Annotated in this window: 14 protein-coding genes; 7 read left to right on the top strand and 7 right to left on the bottom strand. The window is 64.0% G+C overall.

What is annotated here, in order from left to right:
* Positions 1-48: 48 nt before the first annotated feature.
* From glmM to AAFN55_RS18920, 3 genes are all read left to right on the top strand, one after another.
* Entirely contained in the window at positions 49-1,401 is a 1,353-nt protein-coding gene (glmM, locus tag AAFN55_RS18930) for a phosphoglucosamine mutase (RefSeq protein ID WP_347800525.1), read from the top strand.
* Positions 1,402-1,611: 210 nt separating this feature from the next.
* Positions 1,612-2,403: an outer membrane beta-barrel protein gene (locus AAFN55_RS18925; protein WP_347800524.1), complete on the top strand. Its 792-nt coding sequence runs from the start codon at positions 1,612-1,614 to the stop codon at positions 2,401-2,403.
* A 183-nt stretch (positions 2,404-2,586) separates the two neighbouring features.
* Positions 2,587-3,252: an outer membrane protein gene (locus AAFN55_RS18920; protein ID WP_347800523.1), complete on the top strand. Its 666-nt coding sequence runs from the start codon at positions 2,587-2,589 to the stop codon at positions 3,250-3,252.
* A 64-nt stretch (positions 3,253-3,316) separates the two neighbouring features.
* On the opposite strand, the gene AAFN55_RS18915 is transcribed toward AAFN55_RS18920, so the two are convergent.
* A complete protein-coding gene (locus AAFN55_RS18915; protein ID WP_347800522.1) occupies positions 3,317-3,616 on the bottom strand; it encodes an XRE family transcriptional regulator in 300 nt (99 codons plus the stop codon).
* A gap of 184 nt (positions 3,617-3,800) precedes the next feature.
* On the opposite strand from AAFN55_RS18915, the gene AAFN55_RS18910 reads away from it, so the two are divergent.
* Together AAFN55_RS18910 and serA are read left to right on the top strand one after the other, a co-directional pair.
* A complete protein-coding gene (locus tag AAFN55_RS18910; protein WP_347800521.1) occupies positions 3,801-4,979 on the top strand; it encodes a phosphoserine transaminase in 1,179 nt (392 codons plus the stop codon).
* A gap of 73 nt (positions 4,980-5,052) precedes the next feature.
* On the top strand, positions 5,053-6,651 hold the full coding sequence (serA, locus tag AAFN55_RS18905) for a phosphoglycerate dehydrogenase (protein ID WP_347800520.1): 1,599 nt from the start codon (positions 5,053-5,055) through the stop codon (positions 6,649-6,651).
* Positions 6,652-6,654: 3 nt separating this feature from the next.
* Here the strand turns inward: serA and AAFN55_RS18900 are convergent, their stop codons facing one another.
* The 4 genes from AAFN55_RS18900 to AAFN55_RS18885 form a co-directional block, all read right to left on the bottom strand.
* The gene (locus AAFN55_RS18900) at positions 6,655-7,074 is read right to left on the bottom strand and encodes a type II toxin-antitoxin system VapC family toxin (protein ID WP_347800519.1); all 420 of its coding nucleotides are present in this window, start codon (positions 7,072-7,074) and stop codon (positions 6,655-6,657) included.
* Entirely contained in the window at positions 7,071-7,322 is a 252-nt protein-coding gene (locus AAFN55_RS18895; protein ID WP_347800518.1) for a plasmid stabilization protein, read from the bottom strand. The genes AAFN55_RS18900 and AAFN55_RS18895 overlap by 4 nt, the downstream gene beginning before the upstream one ends.
* Positions 7,323-7,394: 72 nt before the next feature.
* Entirely contained in the window at positions 7,395-9,869 is a 2,475-nt protein-coding gene (locus AAFN55_RS18890) for a membrane-bound PQQ-dependent dehydrogenase, glucose/quinate/shikimate family (protein ID WP_347800517.1), read from the bottom strand.
* Between the two features lie 176 nt (positions 9,870-10,045).
* On the bottom strand, positions 10,046-10,939 hold the full coding sequence (locus AAFN55_RS18885) for a DMT family transporter (RefSeq protein WP_347800516.1): 894 nt from the start codon (positions 10,937-10,939) through the stop codon (positions 10,046-10,048).
* Positions 10,940-11,146: 207 nt separating this feature from the next.
* On the opposite strand from AAFN55_RS18885, the gene AAFN55_RS18880 reads away from it, so the two are divergent.
* Together AAFN55_RS18880 and AAFN55_RS18875 are read left to right on the top strand one after the other, a co-directional pair.
* Positions 11,147-12,445: an adenylosuccinate synthase gene (locus tag AAFN55_RS18880; protein WP_347800515.1), complete on the top strand. Its 1,299-nt coding sequence runs from the start codon at positions 11,147-11,149 to the stop codon at positions 12,443-12,445.
* 72 nt (positions 12,446-12,517) lie between these two features.
* The gene (locus tag AAFN55_RS18875) at positions 12,518-14,134 is read left to right on the top strand and encodes a hypothetical protein (protein WP_347800514.1); all 1,617 of its coding nucleotides are present in this window, start codon (positions 12,518-12,520) and stop codon (positions 14,132-14,134) included.
* A 164-nt stretch (positions 14,135-14,298) separates the two neighbouring features.
* Here the strand turns inward: AAFN55_RS18875 and rpoH are convergent, their stop codons facing one another.
* Together rpoH and AAFN55_RS18865 are read right to left on the bottom strand one after the other, a co-directional pair.
* The gene (gene rpoH / locus AAFN55_RS18870; protein ID WP_347800513.1) at positions 14,299-15,210 is read right to left on the bottom strand and encodes an RNA polymerase sigma factor RpoH; all 912 of its coding nucleotides are present in this window, start codon (positions 15,208-15,210) and stop codon (positions 14,299-14,301) included.
* A gap of 167 nt (positions 15,211-15,377) precedes the next feature.
* On the bottom strand, positions 15,378-16,421 hold the full coding sequence (locus AAFN55_RS18865) for an RluA family pseudouridine synthase (RefSeq protein ID WP_347800512.1): 1,044 nt from the start codon (positions 16,419-16,421) through the stop codon (positions 15,378-15,380).
* Positions 16,422-16,432 lie beyond the last annotated feature (11 nt).

Below are 16,432 nucleotides of genomic sequence, written 5' to 3'. Positions count from 1 at the left end.
TGGCAAAGCTCTTCGCCAGCGAAGCAAGGGCGGGAACCCGGAGAAGACATGACGAGACGTTATTTCGGAACCGACGGAATCCGGGGACGCGCGAACAGACTGCCGATGACGGCTGAAGTCGCCATGCGGGTCGGCATGGCCGTCGGCATGTCGTTCCAGCGCGGAAGCCACCGCCATCGTGTGGTTCTGGGCAAGGACACGCGGCTGTCCGGCTACATGATCGAGAACGCCATGGTGGCGGGTTTCTGCGCGGCCGGCATGGACGTTTTCCTTCTCGGCCCGATCCCGACGCCTGCGGTTGCGATGCTGGTGCGCTCGCTGCGCGCCGATATCGGCGTGATGATCTCCGCCTCGCACAACCCCTATTACGACAACGGCATCAAGCTGTTCGGCCCCGACGGCTACAAGCTCTCGGACGAGATCGAGATGCGCATCGAGCAGATGCTCGATCGCGACGTGGATATCGCGCTGGCCGATGCCGACGCGCTCGGCCGCGCCAAGCGTATCGACGGCGTTCACGATCGTTACATCGAGTTCGCCAAGCGCACGCTGCCGCGCTCCATGTCTCTGGCAGGCCTGCGCATCGTGGTCGATTGCGCCAACGGTGCGGGCTACAAGGTCGCGCCCGCCGCGCTGTGGGAACTGGGCGCCGAAGTGATCGCGATCAATGTCGAGCCGAACGGCATGAACATCAACGAGGATTGCGGCTCGACGCACCCGCTGGGCCTGGCGAAGAAGGTCCACGAAGTCCGCGCCGACATCGGTATCGCGCTCGATGGCGATGCGGATCGCGTGGTGATCGTCGACGAGACCGGCACGGTCGTCGATGGCGACCAGATGATGGCGCTGATCGCGGAATCATGGCACCGCAACGGCCGGCTCGCGGGCGGCGGCGTGGTGGCGACGGTCATGTCCAATCTCGGCTTCGAGCGCTATCTGGGCGATATCGGCCTCTCGCTTCACCGCACCAAGGTTGGCGACCGCTACGTCGTGGAGCATATGCGCGCCCACGGGTTCAATGTGGGCGGCGAGCAGTCCGGCCATGTCGTTCTGTCCGATTTCTCCACGACGGGTGACGGCCTCGTGTCGGCGCTGCAGGTTCTTGCCTGCATCAAGCGCGAAGATCGGCCGGTCAGCGAAATCTGCCGCAAGTTCGAGCCCGTACCGCAAATCCTGAAGAACGTACGCTTTTCGGGCGGCGCGCCCCTGGAGGACAAGCACGTCAAATCCGCCATCGAGGATGCGCGCGCGCGCCTTGGCAATTCGGGCAGGCTAGTGATTCGCCCGTCCGGGACCGAGCCGCTGATCCGCGTCATGGCGGAGGCGGACGACAAGGTGCTGGTCGAGCAGGTGGTGGATGACATCGTCGGCGTCATCGCGGATACGCGCCACGCCGCCTGACGCGGCCTTCGATATCGATCCTTCGATCCGAGCGAATACCGAGAGCCCGCTATCCGGCGGGCTTTCCTGCGTTTGGGGTCGTTGTTGCCGTGGCAACATGGTTAAGCGGTAAGGTTAAGCCGTGCTTAACTTTTTCCCTTCATCATCCATCCCGAGTTCAATTCGCGCCGTGTCGGAGTCGTCCGTCCGGCCGCAGCAGGGGTGGAAGTCATGTTCAGGTCCATTGCGCCGATCGCGGCTGTCGCCGCGGCCTTGGCGGGCGCGGCATTGCCCGCCGCCGCCGCAGATCTTTATGAGCCGCCGGTCGTCGAATACGTACCGCCGGAGCCCGTCTATGGCGGCTGGTACCTGCGCGGCCATATCGGCATGACGAACCAGCGCGTCGACGAACTGTACAATGTGCTGTTCGACGATTTCACGGACGCCAACAACTTTCAGGTCGTCGACAAGAACTTCGAGGCCGGTCCGCTCTTCGGCGCCGGTGTCGGCTACCAGTTCAACGACTATCTGCGCGTCGACGGCATCGTCGAGTATCGCGGCGAGGTCGGGTTCCACGGGCTCGACACCTGGACCGCCGGCGGCATCGACCGCTTCAACAACTATACGGGCAAGAAGTCCGAGTGGCTCCTGATGGCGAATGCCTATGCCGATCTCGGCGACTTCCATGGCATCGTGCCTTATGTGGGCGCGGGTATCGGCGCGAGCCGCAACACGATCCATTCGTTCCGCGATGCCGGTATCGACGAGTTCGGCGCGCCGACGCTGGCCTATGCGGATTCCGCTTCTGAGTGGAACTTCGCCTGGGCGCTGCATGCAGGCGTGGGCCTCAAGGCGACCGAGCGCATGACGATCGACCTGGGCTACAGCTTCATGAATCTGGGCGACGCGCGCTCGGGCGACATCATCGCCTATGACGGCACCAACCTCATCGACAATCCGATGGAGTTCCGCAAGATCACCTCGCACGACTTCAAGCTCGGCGTGCGCTACGCCTTCAACTAACAGCCAGTCCCTGGATTGGAGACGCGGAGCCCGGCGAAAGCCGGGCTCTTTGCATGTGCGCGCAACAATTTCCCATTGTGCCGGTAACCGCTGGTTATCCTTAACCGGGGTTTAACCATCATGGTTAATGATGGTCCCGAGATCAAATCGCGCCGCCGTGTCGCGTCCTGGGGAGACACTTCGATGAGCCAGACTGCCCGCCTGCTTGCTTCTGCCGCAGCCTTTGCGCTGTTCGCATCGACGGCGATGGCCGCCGACTACGATCCCCCGATCTACATCGAGGAAGCGCCGGAAATGGTGCCGGTCGAGATCGGTTCAGGCTGGTATCTGCGCGGTGACGTCAGCTACAATTTCGACGATCCGCTCTACGATTTCGAGCCCTTCGACACCAAGAATCGCCGTTTCGGCGGGGGCGCCGGCTTCGGCTACCACTTCTCCGACAATTTCCGCGCCGACCTCAACATCGCCTATCTCGGCGGCGATTCGGCGGACATCACGATAGGGGCGGACACTTTCGAGGCGTCCAGCTCGATGTGGAGCGGCCTTGTGAACGGCTACTTCGACGTCGCCACGATCATGGGCCTGACGCCCTATGTCGGCGCCGGCGTCGGCGTCACGCATCTGAGGCAGGAGAACATCGCCCTGGAACTCGACGACCGCCAGTACAACTTCGCCTACGCCCTTATGGCGGGCGCCAGCTACAAGGTCACCGACAATGCGTCCATCGACCTCGGATACCAGTTCCTGCACACGCCTGACGCGGAATATCTGAACACGGATACGTTCGAAATCGACCGCGGCATCAAGCAGCATCTTTTCAAGGTTGGCCTGCGCTACGATCTCTGGTAGGCAGCATCTATCTCAGGCGACGCGGCGGGCTCCGGCCCGCCGTTTTGCTTTTTGGAGGCCCAGTTTACGGCACGTCGTCGCCCCGAATCAGCCCGCCCTCGCTTTCGAGCGTCGCGATCCGTTTCGTCTCCGATGCGGTAAATTTCAACCGAACGCCGGCCCCGCGTCTGTCTTCTGGAATGAAGACCGCACCCATATCCTCCAGCGTCGATTTCAGCATCGCGACGACATTCGCATCCGGGGCCGCGATCCTGCGTTCGAACAGCTCGATGACATGCTCGTCCACGCCCGACAGTGCGGCGAGCTTTTCGCGCGAGAGTTCGGTCAGCGCGCGTGCAGCGCGGCACAGGGGTCCGGTGATCATGCTGGTCTCCATGAGAGAAGCATGGCCCGAGGCGATTGGCGACGTCAATGGCGTGGTCGGTCGCCGCTGACGGACGGGGCAGTCATTGGTTTTTACCCCTTGCGCTTCTCCGCGCCTTCCAGTAGTTCCCGCAGCGGGCCACTCCTCCCCAACGAGGAGCTATCTATCTGGAAGGATAGCCACGATGACGACGTTACCGTCGAAGCCCGGATTCCGTCCGGCAAACCCCAATTTCTCTTCAGGTCCCTGCGCGAAGCGTCCCGGTTGGTCGCTCGATGCGCTTTCCGATGCCCCGCTCGGACGCTCGCATCGCGCCAAGATCGGCAAGACCAAGCTCCAGCATGCCATCGACCTCACCCGCGAGGTTCTTCAGGTCCCCGCCGACTGGCGTATCGGCATTGTGCCCGCGTCCGACACCGGCGCTGTCGAGATGGCGATGTGGTCGCTTCTGGGCGAGCGCGGGGTCGATATGGTCGCGTGGGAATCGTTTGGTTCCGGCTGGGTCACAGACGTGGTCAAGCAGCTCAAGCTCGAAGACGCCCGCAAGATCGAAGCGCCATACGGGCAGCTTCCCGACCTCTCCACGATCGATTTCGACCGCGACGTGGTGTTCACCTGGAACGGCACGACGTCCGGCGTGCGTGTGCCGAACGGCGATTTCATTCCCGCCGACCGCAAGGGCCTGACGATCTGCGACGCGACGTCGGCCGCCTTTGCGCAGAGGCTCGATTTCGACAAGCTCGATGTCGTCACCTTCTCCTGGCAGAAGGTGCTGGGCGGCGAGGCCGCGCATGGCATGCTGATCCTCAGCCCCCGCGCCGTCGAGCGGCTCGAAACCTACAAGCCTTCATGGCCGCTGCCGAAGATCTTCCGTCTCACCTCGGGCGGCAAGCTGATCGAGGGCATCTTCAAGGGCGAGACGATCAACACGCCCTCGATGCTCTGCGTCGAGGACTATATCGACGCGCTGACCTGGGCGAAGTCGATCGGCGGGCTGGACGGTTTGGTGGCGCGCGCGGACGCGAACTTCGCCGCGATCGATGCCTTTGTCGCCAAGACGCCATGGCTTGCGAACCTCGCGGTCAAGGCGGAGACCCGCTCCAACACCTCCGTCTGCCTGACGATCGTGGACCCGGACGTGACGGCGCTCGATGCTGACGCCCAGGCCGCTTTCGCCAAGGGCATCGTCACGGCGCTCGACAAGGAAGGCGTCGCCTACGACATCGGTCACTATCGCGACGCGCCTGCGGGCCTGCGCATCTGGGCCGGCGCGACCGTGGAAACGGCCGATCTCGAGGCGCTTCTGCCCTGGCTCGACTGGGCATTCGCCAGTCAGAAGGCGGCGCTCAAGGCTGCTGCCTGAGGCAATTTCGGGCCGCTCGGGTGGCGGCCCCCACTTCACCTGTTCACGACAAAACATGACGAAGGAGGCCATCATGGCGCCCCGCGTACTCGTATCCGACAAACTTTCCCCGACCGCCGTGCAAATCTTCAAGGATCGCGGCGTCGAGGTCGACTATTTGCCTGATCTGGGCAAGGACAAGGACAAGCTGCTCGAAGTCATCGGCCAGTATGACGGCCTCGCGATCCGCTCGGCGACCAAGGTGACCGAAAAGCTGATCGCGGCGGCGACCAATCTCAAGGTCGTCGGCCGCGCCGGCATCGGTGTCGACAATGTCGATATCCCCGCCGCCTCGCGGCGCGGCATCATCGTGATGAACACGCCCTTCGGCAATTCGATCACCACCGCGGAGCATGCGATCGCGCTGATGTTCGCGGTGGCCCGCCAGCTTCCCGAGGCGAACGCCTCCACCCATGCCGGAAAGTGGGAGAAGAACCGCTTCATGGGCGTGGAGATCACCGGCAAGACGCTGGGCGTGATCGGTTGCGGCAATATCGGCTCCATCGTGGCGATGCGGGGCGTCGGGCTCAAGATGCATGTCATCGCCTACGATCCGTTCCTCTCGGAAGGCCGAGCCTCCGAACTCGGCGTGGAGAAGGTCGAGCTCGACGAGATTTTCGCGCGTGCCGACTTCATCACGCTGCACACGCCGATGACCGACAAGACGCGCGGCGTGATCAACAAGGCCGCCTTCGAGAAGATGAAGGACGGCGTGCGCATCATCAATTGCGCGCGCGGCGGGTTGATCATAGAGGCCGACCTGATCGAGGCGCTGAAGAGCGGAAAGGTGGCCGGCGCGGGCATCGACGTGTTCGAGACGGAGCCCGCGACCGACAGCCCGCTTTTCGGCATGGAAAACGTGGTCGCGACGCCGCATCTGGGCGCATCGACCTCGGAAGCGCAGGAAAACGTCGCCCTTCAGGTCGCCGAGCAGATGGCGGATTACCTCGTGAAGGGCGCGGTCTCCAACGCCATCAACATGCCCTCGATCACGGCCGAGGAAGCGCCGCGCCTCAAGCCGTTCATCAAGCTTGCCGAAGTGCTCGGCGCGTTTGTCGGCCAGGTCACCGACGAGCCGATCCAGGAAGTTGAAATCCTGTTCGACGGCGCCACGGCCAACATGAACACGCGCGCGCTGATCAGCGCCACGCTTGCCGGTCTGATCCGTCCGCAGGTCGCCGACGTCAACATGGTCTCCGCGCCCATCATGGCGAAGGAACGCGGTGTCATCCTGTCGGAGGTCAAGCGCGACAAGTCCGGCGTGTTCGACGGCTATATCCGTCTTTCGGTGAAGACCGCGAGCCGCACGCGGACGATTGCGGGCACCTGCTTCTCGGACGGGAAGCCGCGCTTCATCCAGATCAAGGGCATCAATCTCGATGCCGAGGTCGGGCAGCACATGCTGTACACGACGAATGCGGATGCACCGGGCATCATCGGCCTCTTGGGCTCGATCTGCGGCAAGAACGGCGTCAACATCGCGAACTTCCAGCTTGGGCGCAACCGGCCCGGCGGTGATGCGATCGCGCTGCTCTATCTCGACGCCCCGTTCCCGGAAGCCGTGCTCGAGGAACTCCGCGCCGATCCGAAGATCGATTCGGCCAAGCCGCTCGAGTTCGACGTCACGGGGTAATTCTCAAGGCGTCCACGGATTGACGAGCGCAATGTCGAGGTCACTGAAATCCTTGACATTGCGCGTGGCAAGCGTTGCGCGGCGGGACATGACAATGCCGGCGATCTGGGTGTCGCGGGTTTCCTTGTTTGTGCCGGCGAGCAACCGCCGCGACAGGATCGCTCCGGCATGCTCGGCCGCCTCCACGTCGAATGGAAGGATGCGGGCTTCGAACAATGTCTCGATGCTCGCGGCAAACGCCTTTTCCAGCATTCTCTTTCGCTGGCCCTCCGGGAGTGTCCCGAGACTTGCGACGATCTCATAGATGGAAACGGTCGTCGTCCACAAAGACGCGGTCGGTTGCACGTCCAGCCAGTGCCTGATTTCCGCATTTCGATGCGGCCGCATGACTGCCGAGATTACATTCGTGTCGAGGATGTTCATTCGTCGAAAGAGGCTGGCCTGGCAGGCGAGTCCGGGATGGTGGGCAGCGGCTCGTCGTTGTCAGGAATGTCCTTGAACAGATTGGCCATTTGCGTGCCGAGGCCGGGACCGCGGCCTTCGTCCCGTAACAGGGAGGCCTGCAGGATCGTGCGGGCTTCCTGTTCCATGCTCACGCCGTGCTTCGCCGCCCGCTCGCGCAGGCGGCGCTTCAAATCGTCATCGAACTGTCTGACAAGCAACTGACCCATGAAGGCCTCCATCGGTCTGCTATCATGATGGCATGACGGGGAGCGAAGGCCAAACAACAGGCGCGCCGCCGCCTACTCTCGGTTCTCCGGCAGTGCGTAGGCGATGATGGAATCGCCGGCCTTCGTGCCGGTCGAACCATGCCCGCCCGCAACGACGGCCAGATATTGCCGCCCGTCAGCGCCGCGATAGGTTGACGGCGTGGCCTGTCCGCCGGCGGGCAAACGGTCGCGCCAGAGCTCGCGGCCGTTGGTCACGTCGAAAGCGCGGACGTAGTAGTCGAGCGTGCCCGAGTGGAAGGCCACGCCGCCGGCCGTCACGATCGGCCCGCCGATCGACGGGACACCCATGGCGAAGGGCAGGGGCAGTGGCGAGAGATCGCGCACGGTGCCGTTGCGGTGCTGCCAGATGGTCTTTCCGGTGTTGAGATCGGCGGCCGCGACATAACCCCATGGCGGGGCCTGGCAGGGCAGGCCGACAGGCGACATGAAGGGCCGCATCGCAGCCGCGTAGGGCGCGCCGAAGTTTTCGTTGAAGCCCGGTTCCTGTTCCGACACATAACTCGTCGTATCGTCTTCGCGGGGGATCAGCCTGACGGTGAAGGCGAGGTAGACCGGGTTGGCGATCACCACCTGTCGAAGCGGGTCGATCGCGACGCCGCCCCAATTGAACGTGCCGAAATTGCCGGGATAGATAATCGCGCCGTTCACCGAAGGCGGGGTGTACCGGCCCTGATAGTCGAGCTGGTGATAGCGGATGCGGCAGTAGAGCTGGTCGAACATCGTCGCGCCCCACATGTCGCGCTCGCGCAGGGGTTCCGGCTTGAAGGAAAGCGCCGACGTCGGCTGGGTGGGAGCGGTGAAATCGCCTTCGACCGCGCCTTGCGGGGCTGGCTCCTGCGTCACCGGCAGCAGTGGTTCGCCCGACCGTCTGTCCAGCACATAGATGTCGCCCTGCTTCGTTGCCTGCACGAGTGCAGGAACTGTCTGCCCGTCGCGCGTCAGATCGACGAGTTGCGGCTGTGACGGCACGTCCATGTCCCAGAGATCGTGGTGCACCGTCTGGAAGACCCAGCGGACCTGACCGGTCCGCAGGTCGAGCGCGGTGACGGACGACGAGAAGCGCTCCGTTTCCTCCGAACGATCGCCGCCATATTGATCCGGTGGCTGGTTGCCCATCGGCGCGTAAACGATGCCGAGCTCTTCATCCACCGACAGGAGCGACCACGCATTGGGGGAATTCCCGACATACTCCCCGCCAGGGGCGATGGGTGCGGTCTCGTCCGGGTTGCCGCTGTCGAAATTCCAGACGAGTTCCCCGGTCCGCGCGTCGAAGGCGCGGATCACGCCTGAAGGCTCGGTGGTCGACACGTTGTCGTTGACCGCGCCGCCGACGACGATCAACCCGCCTGCGACGACGGGCGGCGAGGTCGAATAGTAGGCGCCGTCATAAACGTTGGGCATGTTGGCCCAGAGATCAACCGCTCCGTTCTCGCCGAATTCGGGACAGGGCAGGCCGGTCTTCGCATCCAGCGCGATGAGGCGGGCGTCGGCCGTTGGCAACAGGATGCGCGCCGTGCAGCTCTGACCGGTTTCGGCGGTCTGTTCGGGAGCCGGTGCTGTCTGGCCGGTCGGGGCCGGGGTTTCGACGACGTCGCCGGGTGTTGCTGCGTCGGGTGTCGTGGCACCACGAAGTTCCGTCGCGGGCGCGGGTGTCGCCTGTGCGGGTGGTGCGGCATCGACAACGTAGTGCGTCAGGCCACGGCAGGTCTGATGCTGGCGCATCTGGTCGGCACCAACCTGCGCGTCGAATTTCCAGACCTCTTCGCCGGTCACGGGGTCGAGCGCGATCGCGAGATGGTGTGGCGTGCACACGTAGAGAAGGCTGTCGACCATCGTCGGCGTGACCTCGTAGGTCGTCTCCTCGGGATCGACGGCGGGATCGCGGATGTCGCCCGTCTTGTACTCCCAGGCCTTCGTCAGGGTCGCGACGTTGTCGGGGGTTATCGCATCGAGCGGCGAGTAATGGCTGCCGCCGACCGTGCGGCCATAGGCCGGCCACTCGTCCTCGGGCGCCCTGCTTTCGCTTGGCGGCAGTTCGCCGGACGCGGCAGCGACCTCGCCCGTGATCTGGCGCACGTCGATCGTCAGCGAATAGGCGGCGACGCCTATGGACGCGGCGAGAGCGGCGATCAGGCTGTAGCCGGCCAAACGCCAGCTTGGCTGCCGCACGCCGAGGCGTTCGGGGTTTTCTCGCAGCCAGACCCAGAGCAGGAGGATGCCGATCACGATGATCAGTCCGCCGCGCGGCATCAGCGACCACCAGTCGAGCCCGACTTCCCGGACGGCCCACAACAGCGATCCGATGACCAGGATCGTATAGATTGCGAGGGCGCCGGGCCTGCGTCGGCACAGCCCGGCAGCGGTCGCGATGAACGCCGCGCCTGCTATGAGATAGTACCAGGAGCCGCCAAGCAGCACGAGCCACAGGCCGCCACCGGCCAGCACGACGCCGATCACGGCCATGAGTATTGCGACGAACGTCAGCATGCTCGGTCCCCCATTTTGTCTACGACAAACAGGCGGCGTCGGAATTGGTTCCATTTGCGGTGGCAGATCGCCTCGACGCCAGCTTTCCGTGCATCCTTACGGACGCACGAGTGACGATCTATCTCATTGTTTGAGCATCGGACCGAAAACCGGAGGCCACTTTTCGGTCCGATGCTCTAACGAGACGCCCGCTTGCGACCGCTCTGTTCGGCAAGCCATATGCCGCCCAAGACCATCAGCAGTGCAACCGCATGATAGGGGTGGAAATCCTCTCCGATAATGACGATGGAGAGGAGCGTCCCGAAGATAGGAACGAGGTTCACGAACAGACCGGCCCTGTTCGACCCGATGATCTCGACGCCCTTGAGGTAGAAGACCTGCGACAGGATCGATGGGAACAATGCGGTGAAAACCGCGATGCTCCAGCCTGTCGTGTCGGGCCAGATGATCGCGTCCCGCGCACCTTCCCAGAGGAGGAAGGGCAGCGACGACAATGTCGCGCCGGCCGACAGGACGAGCATGAAACTCTTCCAGTGGATCGCCGGACGGTGGCGCAGCGCGACCGTGTAGCCGCCATAAAAGATGATCGCAAGCAGCATCAGGGCGTCGCCGAGGTTGACGTCGAGCTCCGCCAGCCGCGACAGATCGCCATGGGTCGCGGTGAGGGCCACGCCGACGATCGAGATCGAGAACCCCAAGATCTGGCCGATCGACACGCCCATCCGGTACAGCAGGAAGTTCGCCACGAAGATGATCAGCGGCATCCCGGCCTGCTCGATCGAGGCGTTGATTGCCGTCGTGAACGTCAACGCGGAATAGAGCGCGACATTGAAAATCGTGAAGCCGACCGTACCGAGCGCCAGCAGGAACAGGAGGTTTCGCCTCACCAGCGTCCAGTCCCGGCGAAGCTGAGGAAGGCCGATCGCCAGCATGATCAGGAATGCCATCAGCCAGCGCAGGCTCGTCAGGAGCATAGGCGAGATGTGGCCCACGGCGAGCTTTCCGGCCACCGCATTGCCGCCCCACATGAGCATGGTCAGCATCAGGAGGACGTAGGCGTTGCGGAACATGATCGAGCTTTCCGGAAGACGGACGGCGGGATTGCGTAAGTCGCCCTAGTGGGTAAAGACCGTGGAGTAAATGCTCCAAGGGCCGAGAAATCGGGGACAGACGGCGTATCAGCGCGGTTTCCGGGGTCGCGCAACCGATATGTTGAGGCTATAGAGGCCTGTCATTTTGCCGGGCGACGCGTTCGGCTGCAGAGAAGGAAGGTTTCCATGGCCAACGTTGTGGTCGTCGGTTCTCAGTGGGGCGACGAAGGTAAAGGCAAGATCGTGGACTGGCTGTCAGAGCGCGCCGACGTGGTGGTGCGCTTCCAGGGTGGCCACAATGCCGGCCACACGCTGGTGGTTGACGGAAAGGTCTACAAGCTGTCGCTGCTGCCGTCGGGCGTCGTGCGGCCGGGGAAACTCTCCATCATCGGCAACGGTGTCGTCTTCGACCCGCATGCTTTCGTGGCGGAACTCACGCGTATTCGCGAAGCAGGGGTCGAAATCGGCCCGGATCGCCTGAAAATCGCCGAAAACACCGCGCTAATCCTGTCGCTTCATCGGGAGCTCGACGGGTTTCGGGAAGACGCGGCGTCGAATTCCGGAACCAAGATAGGTACGACACGGCGCGGGATCGGTCCGGCCTATGAGGACAAGGTCGGCCGCAGGGCGGTCAGGGTCATGGATCTGGCGGATCTGGAAACGTTGCCGGCGAAGGTCGACCGGCTGCTGACGCATCACAATGCCCTGCGCCGTGGCCTGGGGCATGGCGAAGTGGCGCATGAGACGATCATGGAGGAACTGACCTCTGTCGCGGACGTCATCCTGCCCTATATGGATCGTGTCTGGAAGTTGCTGGACGACGCGCGCCGCGCGGGAGATCGGATTCTCTTCGAGGGCGCGCAAGGCACGCTGCTCGACATCGACCACGGGACCTATCCATTCGTGACCTCGTCGAATGTCGTTGCAGGCCAGGCCGCGACGGGTTCGGGCGTTGGACCAGGCGCGATCGGCTATGTGCTGGGCATCACCAAGGCCTACACGACCCGCGTCGGCGAAGGGCCGTTCCCGACCGAGCAGGATAACGAGGTCGGCGAGTTCCTCGGCACGCGCGGGCACGAATTCGGCACGGTAACGGGGCGCAAGCGCCGCTGCGGCTGGTTCGATGCGGTGCTGGTGCGCCAGGCTGTCGCCGTCAACGGAATCGACGGCATCGCGCTGACCAAGCTCGACGTTCTCGACGGGATGGACGAGATCAAGGTCTGCACCGGCTATCGCCTCGATGACGAGGTGATCGACTATCTGCCGGCGAGCCAGGGCGCGCAGGCGCGTGTCGAGCCGATCTACGAAACGCTCGAAGGCTGGTCGGGTACGACGGCAGGCGCGCGGAGCTGGAACGACCTTCCGGCGCAGGCGGTCAAGTATGTCCGCTACATCGAAGAACTTATCGGTGCGCCGGTCGCTCTTTTGTCGACCAGCCCCGAGCGCGAAGACACGATACTTGTTACGGACCCCTTTCAAGATTAGGTTCGGCACTTGTTCCGTGAAGGGTGATTTGCGCAGATCAACCGTCCCGGACACCCAGAGACAGGGCAGAGAATGGCAGATTTCGTAGCGGTTCTGAGAAAGACCATCGGCAGTCTTGGCGACAACACGCCCGAGATGCGCGAGCGCGTCTATGAGAAGGCCCGCAGCACGATCGAAGCCAAACTGGCGGCGCTCAACCCGCCGCCGCCGGCCGCTGTTCTCGACCGCCAGCGCAAGGCCCTGGACGACGCGATCGCCGTCGTGCGGGCCGACTATGCGGCCGAGCCGGAACCGGAGCCGGACGAGGATCTCGAAGACGTTTTCGCCAGCCTGCACACGATAAGCCCCGTGGCGCCGAAGCCTGCGCCGTCGTCTCCTGACGTCGAGCCCGCTCCGTCGCCAGCCGAGGTCAAGCCGGTACAGGCGGCGGCAGCTATCGCAAGCAGTTCGGCGACAGCCGCAACGCCGACACCAGTCATCCCGCCTGCAGTGCCGGCAAAGTCGGTTGCCGTCGATCCTGCGATGGACGACGGCGATGAGGATCAGGCCGGCGAGATGCAGGGGCCGCCCGAGCGCGAGGACGCGCTGGGCGTGATGGCCGGCGAGCGCACGTCGCAGCGTTACGAACAGAGTGAAGGCGGCAAGCGCCGGACCGGGGTTCTGGTCGGTGCGCTCGTGCTGTTGCTGGTCGCCGCCGGCGCGGGTTACGGCATCTGGGCCAATCGCGACGACATATCCAATCTGGTGGGTCTCGGAACCGGCACCGAACAGCCGGCGGAGGTGGCAACCACTGCCGACGAGCCGGCGGAAACGCCAGCAGCGCCAACCCCGACAGCGGAAGCGCCGACGCCTGCCACGCCGCCGGAGGCGGAGGAAGACATAGCCGCCGTTCAGCCGGATGCGCCGGTTGCGGAGCCTGCGGTCGAGGCCGAAAAGTTCACGCAGCGCCTGATGCCGGACGGCTCGGAAGTGGATGAGGGCCCCGCGGGCGGGACGGCCAGCGTCGGCGAAGGCACCTCCATTTCCGCGCTCGCCCAGCCGGGCGAGGGGGACACCCCCGCCGCAGGCGGGGAGCAGACGGCTCAGTCGGAAGACACGCCAGCCGCCGCCGCTCCCGCGGATACGCCCGGCGTGGCCGTTGGCCAGCGCGCGATCTTCTACGAGGAGCGCACCAATTCCGTGCAGGGGTCGGCCGAAATGGGGTCGATCGTCTGGTCCGTCGTCCAGGAATCGCCCGGCGGCGACCAGCCGGCGGAACCCGCGATCAGGGCCGAAGCCACCATCCCGGGCAAGGACGTGCAGTTGCGTATGACGATCCGCCGCAATGGCGACCAGACCCTGCCGGCCAGCCACATCGTCGAGATGATCTTCCTCACGCCCGACGGCTTCGAGGGCGGCGGCATTTCGAACGTGTCGCGGATTTCGTTCAAGGAAACCGAACAGGCCCCCGGCAATCCGCTGATCGGCCTGCCGGCCCGGATCGCCGACGGCTTCTTCCTGATCGCGCTCGGCAATTCGCCGGCCGAGATCGAGCAGAACATGAACCTCATGCGCCGCCAGAGCTGGGTCGATATCCCGATCGTGTACCAGTCCGGCCGCCGCGCGCTTCTCACGCTCGAGAAGGGCATTCCCGGCGACCGCGTGTTCCAGGATGCGCTCCGCGCCTGGGACGAAGCATCGAGCGGCTGAGACCTGAAGCGCGCCGCGATCTTTCAGATCGCTTGTCGCGCTTCCGGTCTTCTTTCATGCATGTCGTTATCCTGACACCGGTGCCCACTTTCGGGCGACATGCACAAAAAAAGCCGCCGCGTTTCCGCGACGGCTTGGATCTCATTCCTGAAAAAGCGCGACGATCAGTGAGCCGGTTCGGCTTCGATGGTGCGCAGCGCCTGCATCTGACGCTTGGCTGCGGCCTTCACCGCGTCCTGCACCTTCTCAAACGCGCGCACCTCGATCTGGCGCACGCGCTCGCGGCTGATGTCGAACTCGGATGACAGCTCTTCAAGCGTCAGCGGGTCCTCCGACAGGCGGCGGGCCTCGAAGATGCGCCGTTCGCGATCGTTGAGCACGCTCATCGCGCCCGTCAACATACCGCGGCGGTTTTCCAGTTCATCCTGCTCGACGAGCATGTCTTCCTGGCTCGCGTGATCGTCCACGAGCCAGTCCTGCCATTCGCCGGACTCGCCTTCCGACGCGCGGATAGGCGCGTTGAGCGACGCGTCGCCCGACAGGCGGCGGTTCATCGACACGACCTCGGCCTCGGACACGTTGAGGCGTGTCGCGATCTCCGCGATCTGGTCGGGCTTCAGGTCACCGTCGTCCAGCGCCTGAATCTTGCCCTTCACCTTGCGAAGGTTGAAGAACAGCCGCTTCTGGTTTGCAGTGGTGCCCATCTTCACGAGGCTCCACGAGCGCAGGATATATTCCTGGATCGAAGCCTTGATCCACCACATGGCATAGGTGGCCAAGCGGAAACCGCGCTCGGGCTCGAACTTCTTGACGGCCTGCATGAGGCCGACATTTCCTTCAGAAATCACCTCGCCGATCGGCAGGCCATAACCGCGGTAACCCATGGCGATCTTCGCCACGAGGCGCAGATGGCTCGTCACGAGCTTGTGGGCGGCTGTGGTATCCTCGTGCTCCAGATACCGCTTGGCGAGCATGTACTCTTCCTGCGGCTGAAGCATCGGGAAACGTCTGATTTCTTCGAGATAGCGGGATAGGCCGCCTTCTCCGGAAACGATGCTGGGTAGTGATTGGGCCATAAAAGCACCCTCCCTCTCTTGGTGTCCTGCCCCCGTCTACCGGCGGGCAGCGGGCGTCGTCGCACTCCGGCGCACTACGCCGTAGGAGTAATATAGGAACGTTTTGGGCAAAAACACGGTCCGTTTCGCCATGAAACAGAGCGTCACGCCAAAGTGAACGATGACGGTCAGGTTTTGCCCGCGTCCGACCAACGGCGAAACTCGGCCAGAAGTTCCGAGAGATCCGCAGGGTGCGGCGCCTCGAAGCGCAGAATCTCGCCCGAGGAGGGGTGGCGGAATGCGAGAAGCCGCGCGTGCAGTGCCTGACGCGGGAATGCACGCACGGCATTGCCGAGCGGCTCGCCGAGCCTGTTTGCCTTGGTGAAGAACGCCTTGCCGTAGTCGCGGTCTCCGATAAGCGGATGACCGATATGCGCCATATGCACCCTGATCTGATGCGTGCGACCGGTTTCCAGCCTGCACTCCACGAGCGACGCCATGGCCGTCGCATCTTGTTTCTCGCCAAAACGGTCGAGCACGGTGAAGTGCGTCACCGCATGGCGTGCATCCTCCCGCGTTTCGCGGACGACGGCGCGCTGGGTACGGTCCGTTCCGGAGCGTCCGAGCGGCGCATCGATGGTGCCGGTGGCGCGCGATGGCGAACCCCAGACGAGCGCGTCGTAGGCGCGTTCCAGATCGCCGGTGCGACCGTGGTCGGCGAAGGCTTCCGAAAGGGCGCGATGTGTCTTGTCGTTCTTGGCGACGACCAGCACGCCACTGGTGTCCTTGTCGAGCCGATGGACGATGCCGGGGCGCCTGACGCCGCCGATCCCCGACAAGGTGTCTCCACAGTGGTGGATGAGGGCGTTGACGAGCGTTCCCGTCCAGTTGCCCGCGCCGGGGTGCACGACAAGGCCGGCCTGCTTGTTGATGACGATGAGGTCGTCGTCTTCGTAGAGGATATCGAGGGCGATATCCTCGCCCTCCGGCTCCGCAGGTTCGGGCTCGGGCATGATGATCGCGATGCGATCGCCTGTGGAGAGCTTCCGCTTCGCCTCTCGCATGGCGGTGCCGTTGACCGTCACATTGCCGTCGCGGATCAGCGCCTGGATGCGGCTGCGCGACAATTCGGGTCCGACGCGCACGGCGAGCCATTGATCGATGCGCATGCCGGCTTCGTCGGCGACGAACTCTTTCAATGCGGCGTCGGCTTCGCTATCAGGTGCGCTCATCGATCACTCTC

Source organism: Mesorhizobium sp. CAU 1732, assembly GCF_039888675.1.
Lineage (GTDB): Bacteria > Pseudomonadota > Alphaproteobacteria > Rhizobiales > Rhizobiaceae > Aerobium.
This window is presented reverse-complemented; position numbering and strand designations above follow the sequence as displayed.

Bases quoted from the DNA above. Each gene is read 5' to 3' on its own strand.
- glmM (WP_347800525.1), top strand. From the start codon at position 49: ATGACGAGACGTTATTTCGGAACCGACGGAATCCGGGGACGCGCGAAC.
- AAFN55_RS18925 (WP_347800524.1), top strand. From the start codon at position 1,612: ATGTTCAGGTCCATTGCGCCGATCGCGGCTGTCGCCGCGGCCTTGGCG.
- AAFN55_RS18920 (WP_347800523.1), top strand. From the start codon at position 2,587: ATGAGCCAGACTGCCCGCCTGCTTGCTTCTGCCGCAGCCTTTGCGCTG.
- AAFN55_RS18915 (WP_347800522.1), bottom strand. From the start codon at position 3,616: ATGATCACCGGACCCCTGTGCCGCGCTGCACGCGCGCTGACCGAACTC.
- AAFN55_RS18910 (WP_347800521.1), top strand. From the start codon at position 3,801: ATGACGACGTTACCGTCGAAGCCCGGATTCCGTCCGGCAAACCCCAAT.
- serA (WP_347800520.1), top strand. From the start codon at position 5,053: ATGGCGCCCCGCGTACTCGTATCCGACAAACTTTCCCCGACCGCCGTG.
- AAFN55_RS18900 (WP_347800519.1), bottom strand. From the start codon at position 7,074: ATGAACATCCTCGACACGAATGTAATCTCGGCAGTCATGCGGCCGCAT.
- AAFN55_RS18895 (WP_347800518.1), bottom strand. From the start codon at position 7,322: ATGGGTCAGTTGCTTGTCAGACAGTTCGATGACGATTTGAAGCGCCGC.
- AAFN55_RS18890 (WP_347800517.1), bottom strand. From the start codon at position 9,869: ATGCTGACGTTCGTCGCAATACTCATGGCCGTGATCGGCGTCGTGCTG.
- AAFN55_RS18885 (WP_347800516.1), bottom strand. From the start codon at position 10,939: ATGTTCCGCAACGCCTACGTCCTCCTGATGCTGACCATGCTCATGTGG.
- AAFN55_RS18880 (WP_347800515.1), top strand. From the start codon at position 11,147: ATGGCCAACGTTGTGGTCGTCGGTTCTCAGTGGGGCGACGAAGGTAAA.
- AAFN55_RS18875 (WP_347800514.1), top strand. From the start codon at position 12,518: ATGGCAGATTTCGTAGCGGTTCTGAGAAAGACCATCGGCAGTCTTGGC.
- rpoH (WP_347800513.1), bottom strand. From the start codon at position 15,210: ATGGCCCAATCACTACCCAGCATCGTTTCCGGAGAAGGCGGCCTATCC.
- AAFN55_RS18865 (WP_347800512.1), bottom strand. From the start codon at position 16,421: ATGAGCGCACCTGATAGCGAAGCCGACGCCGCATTGAAAGAGTTCGTC.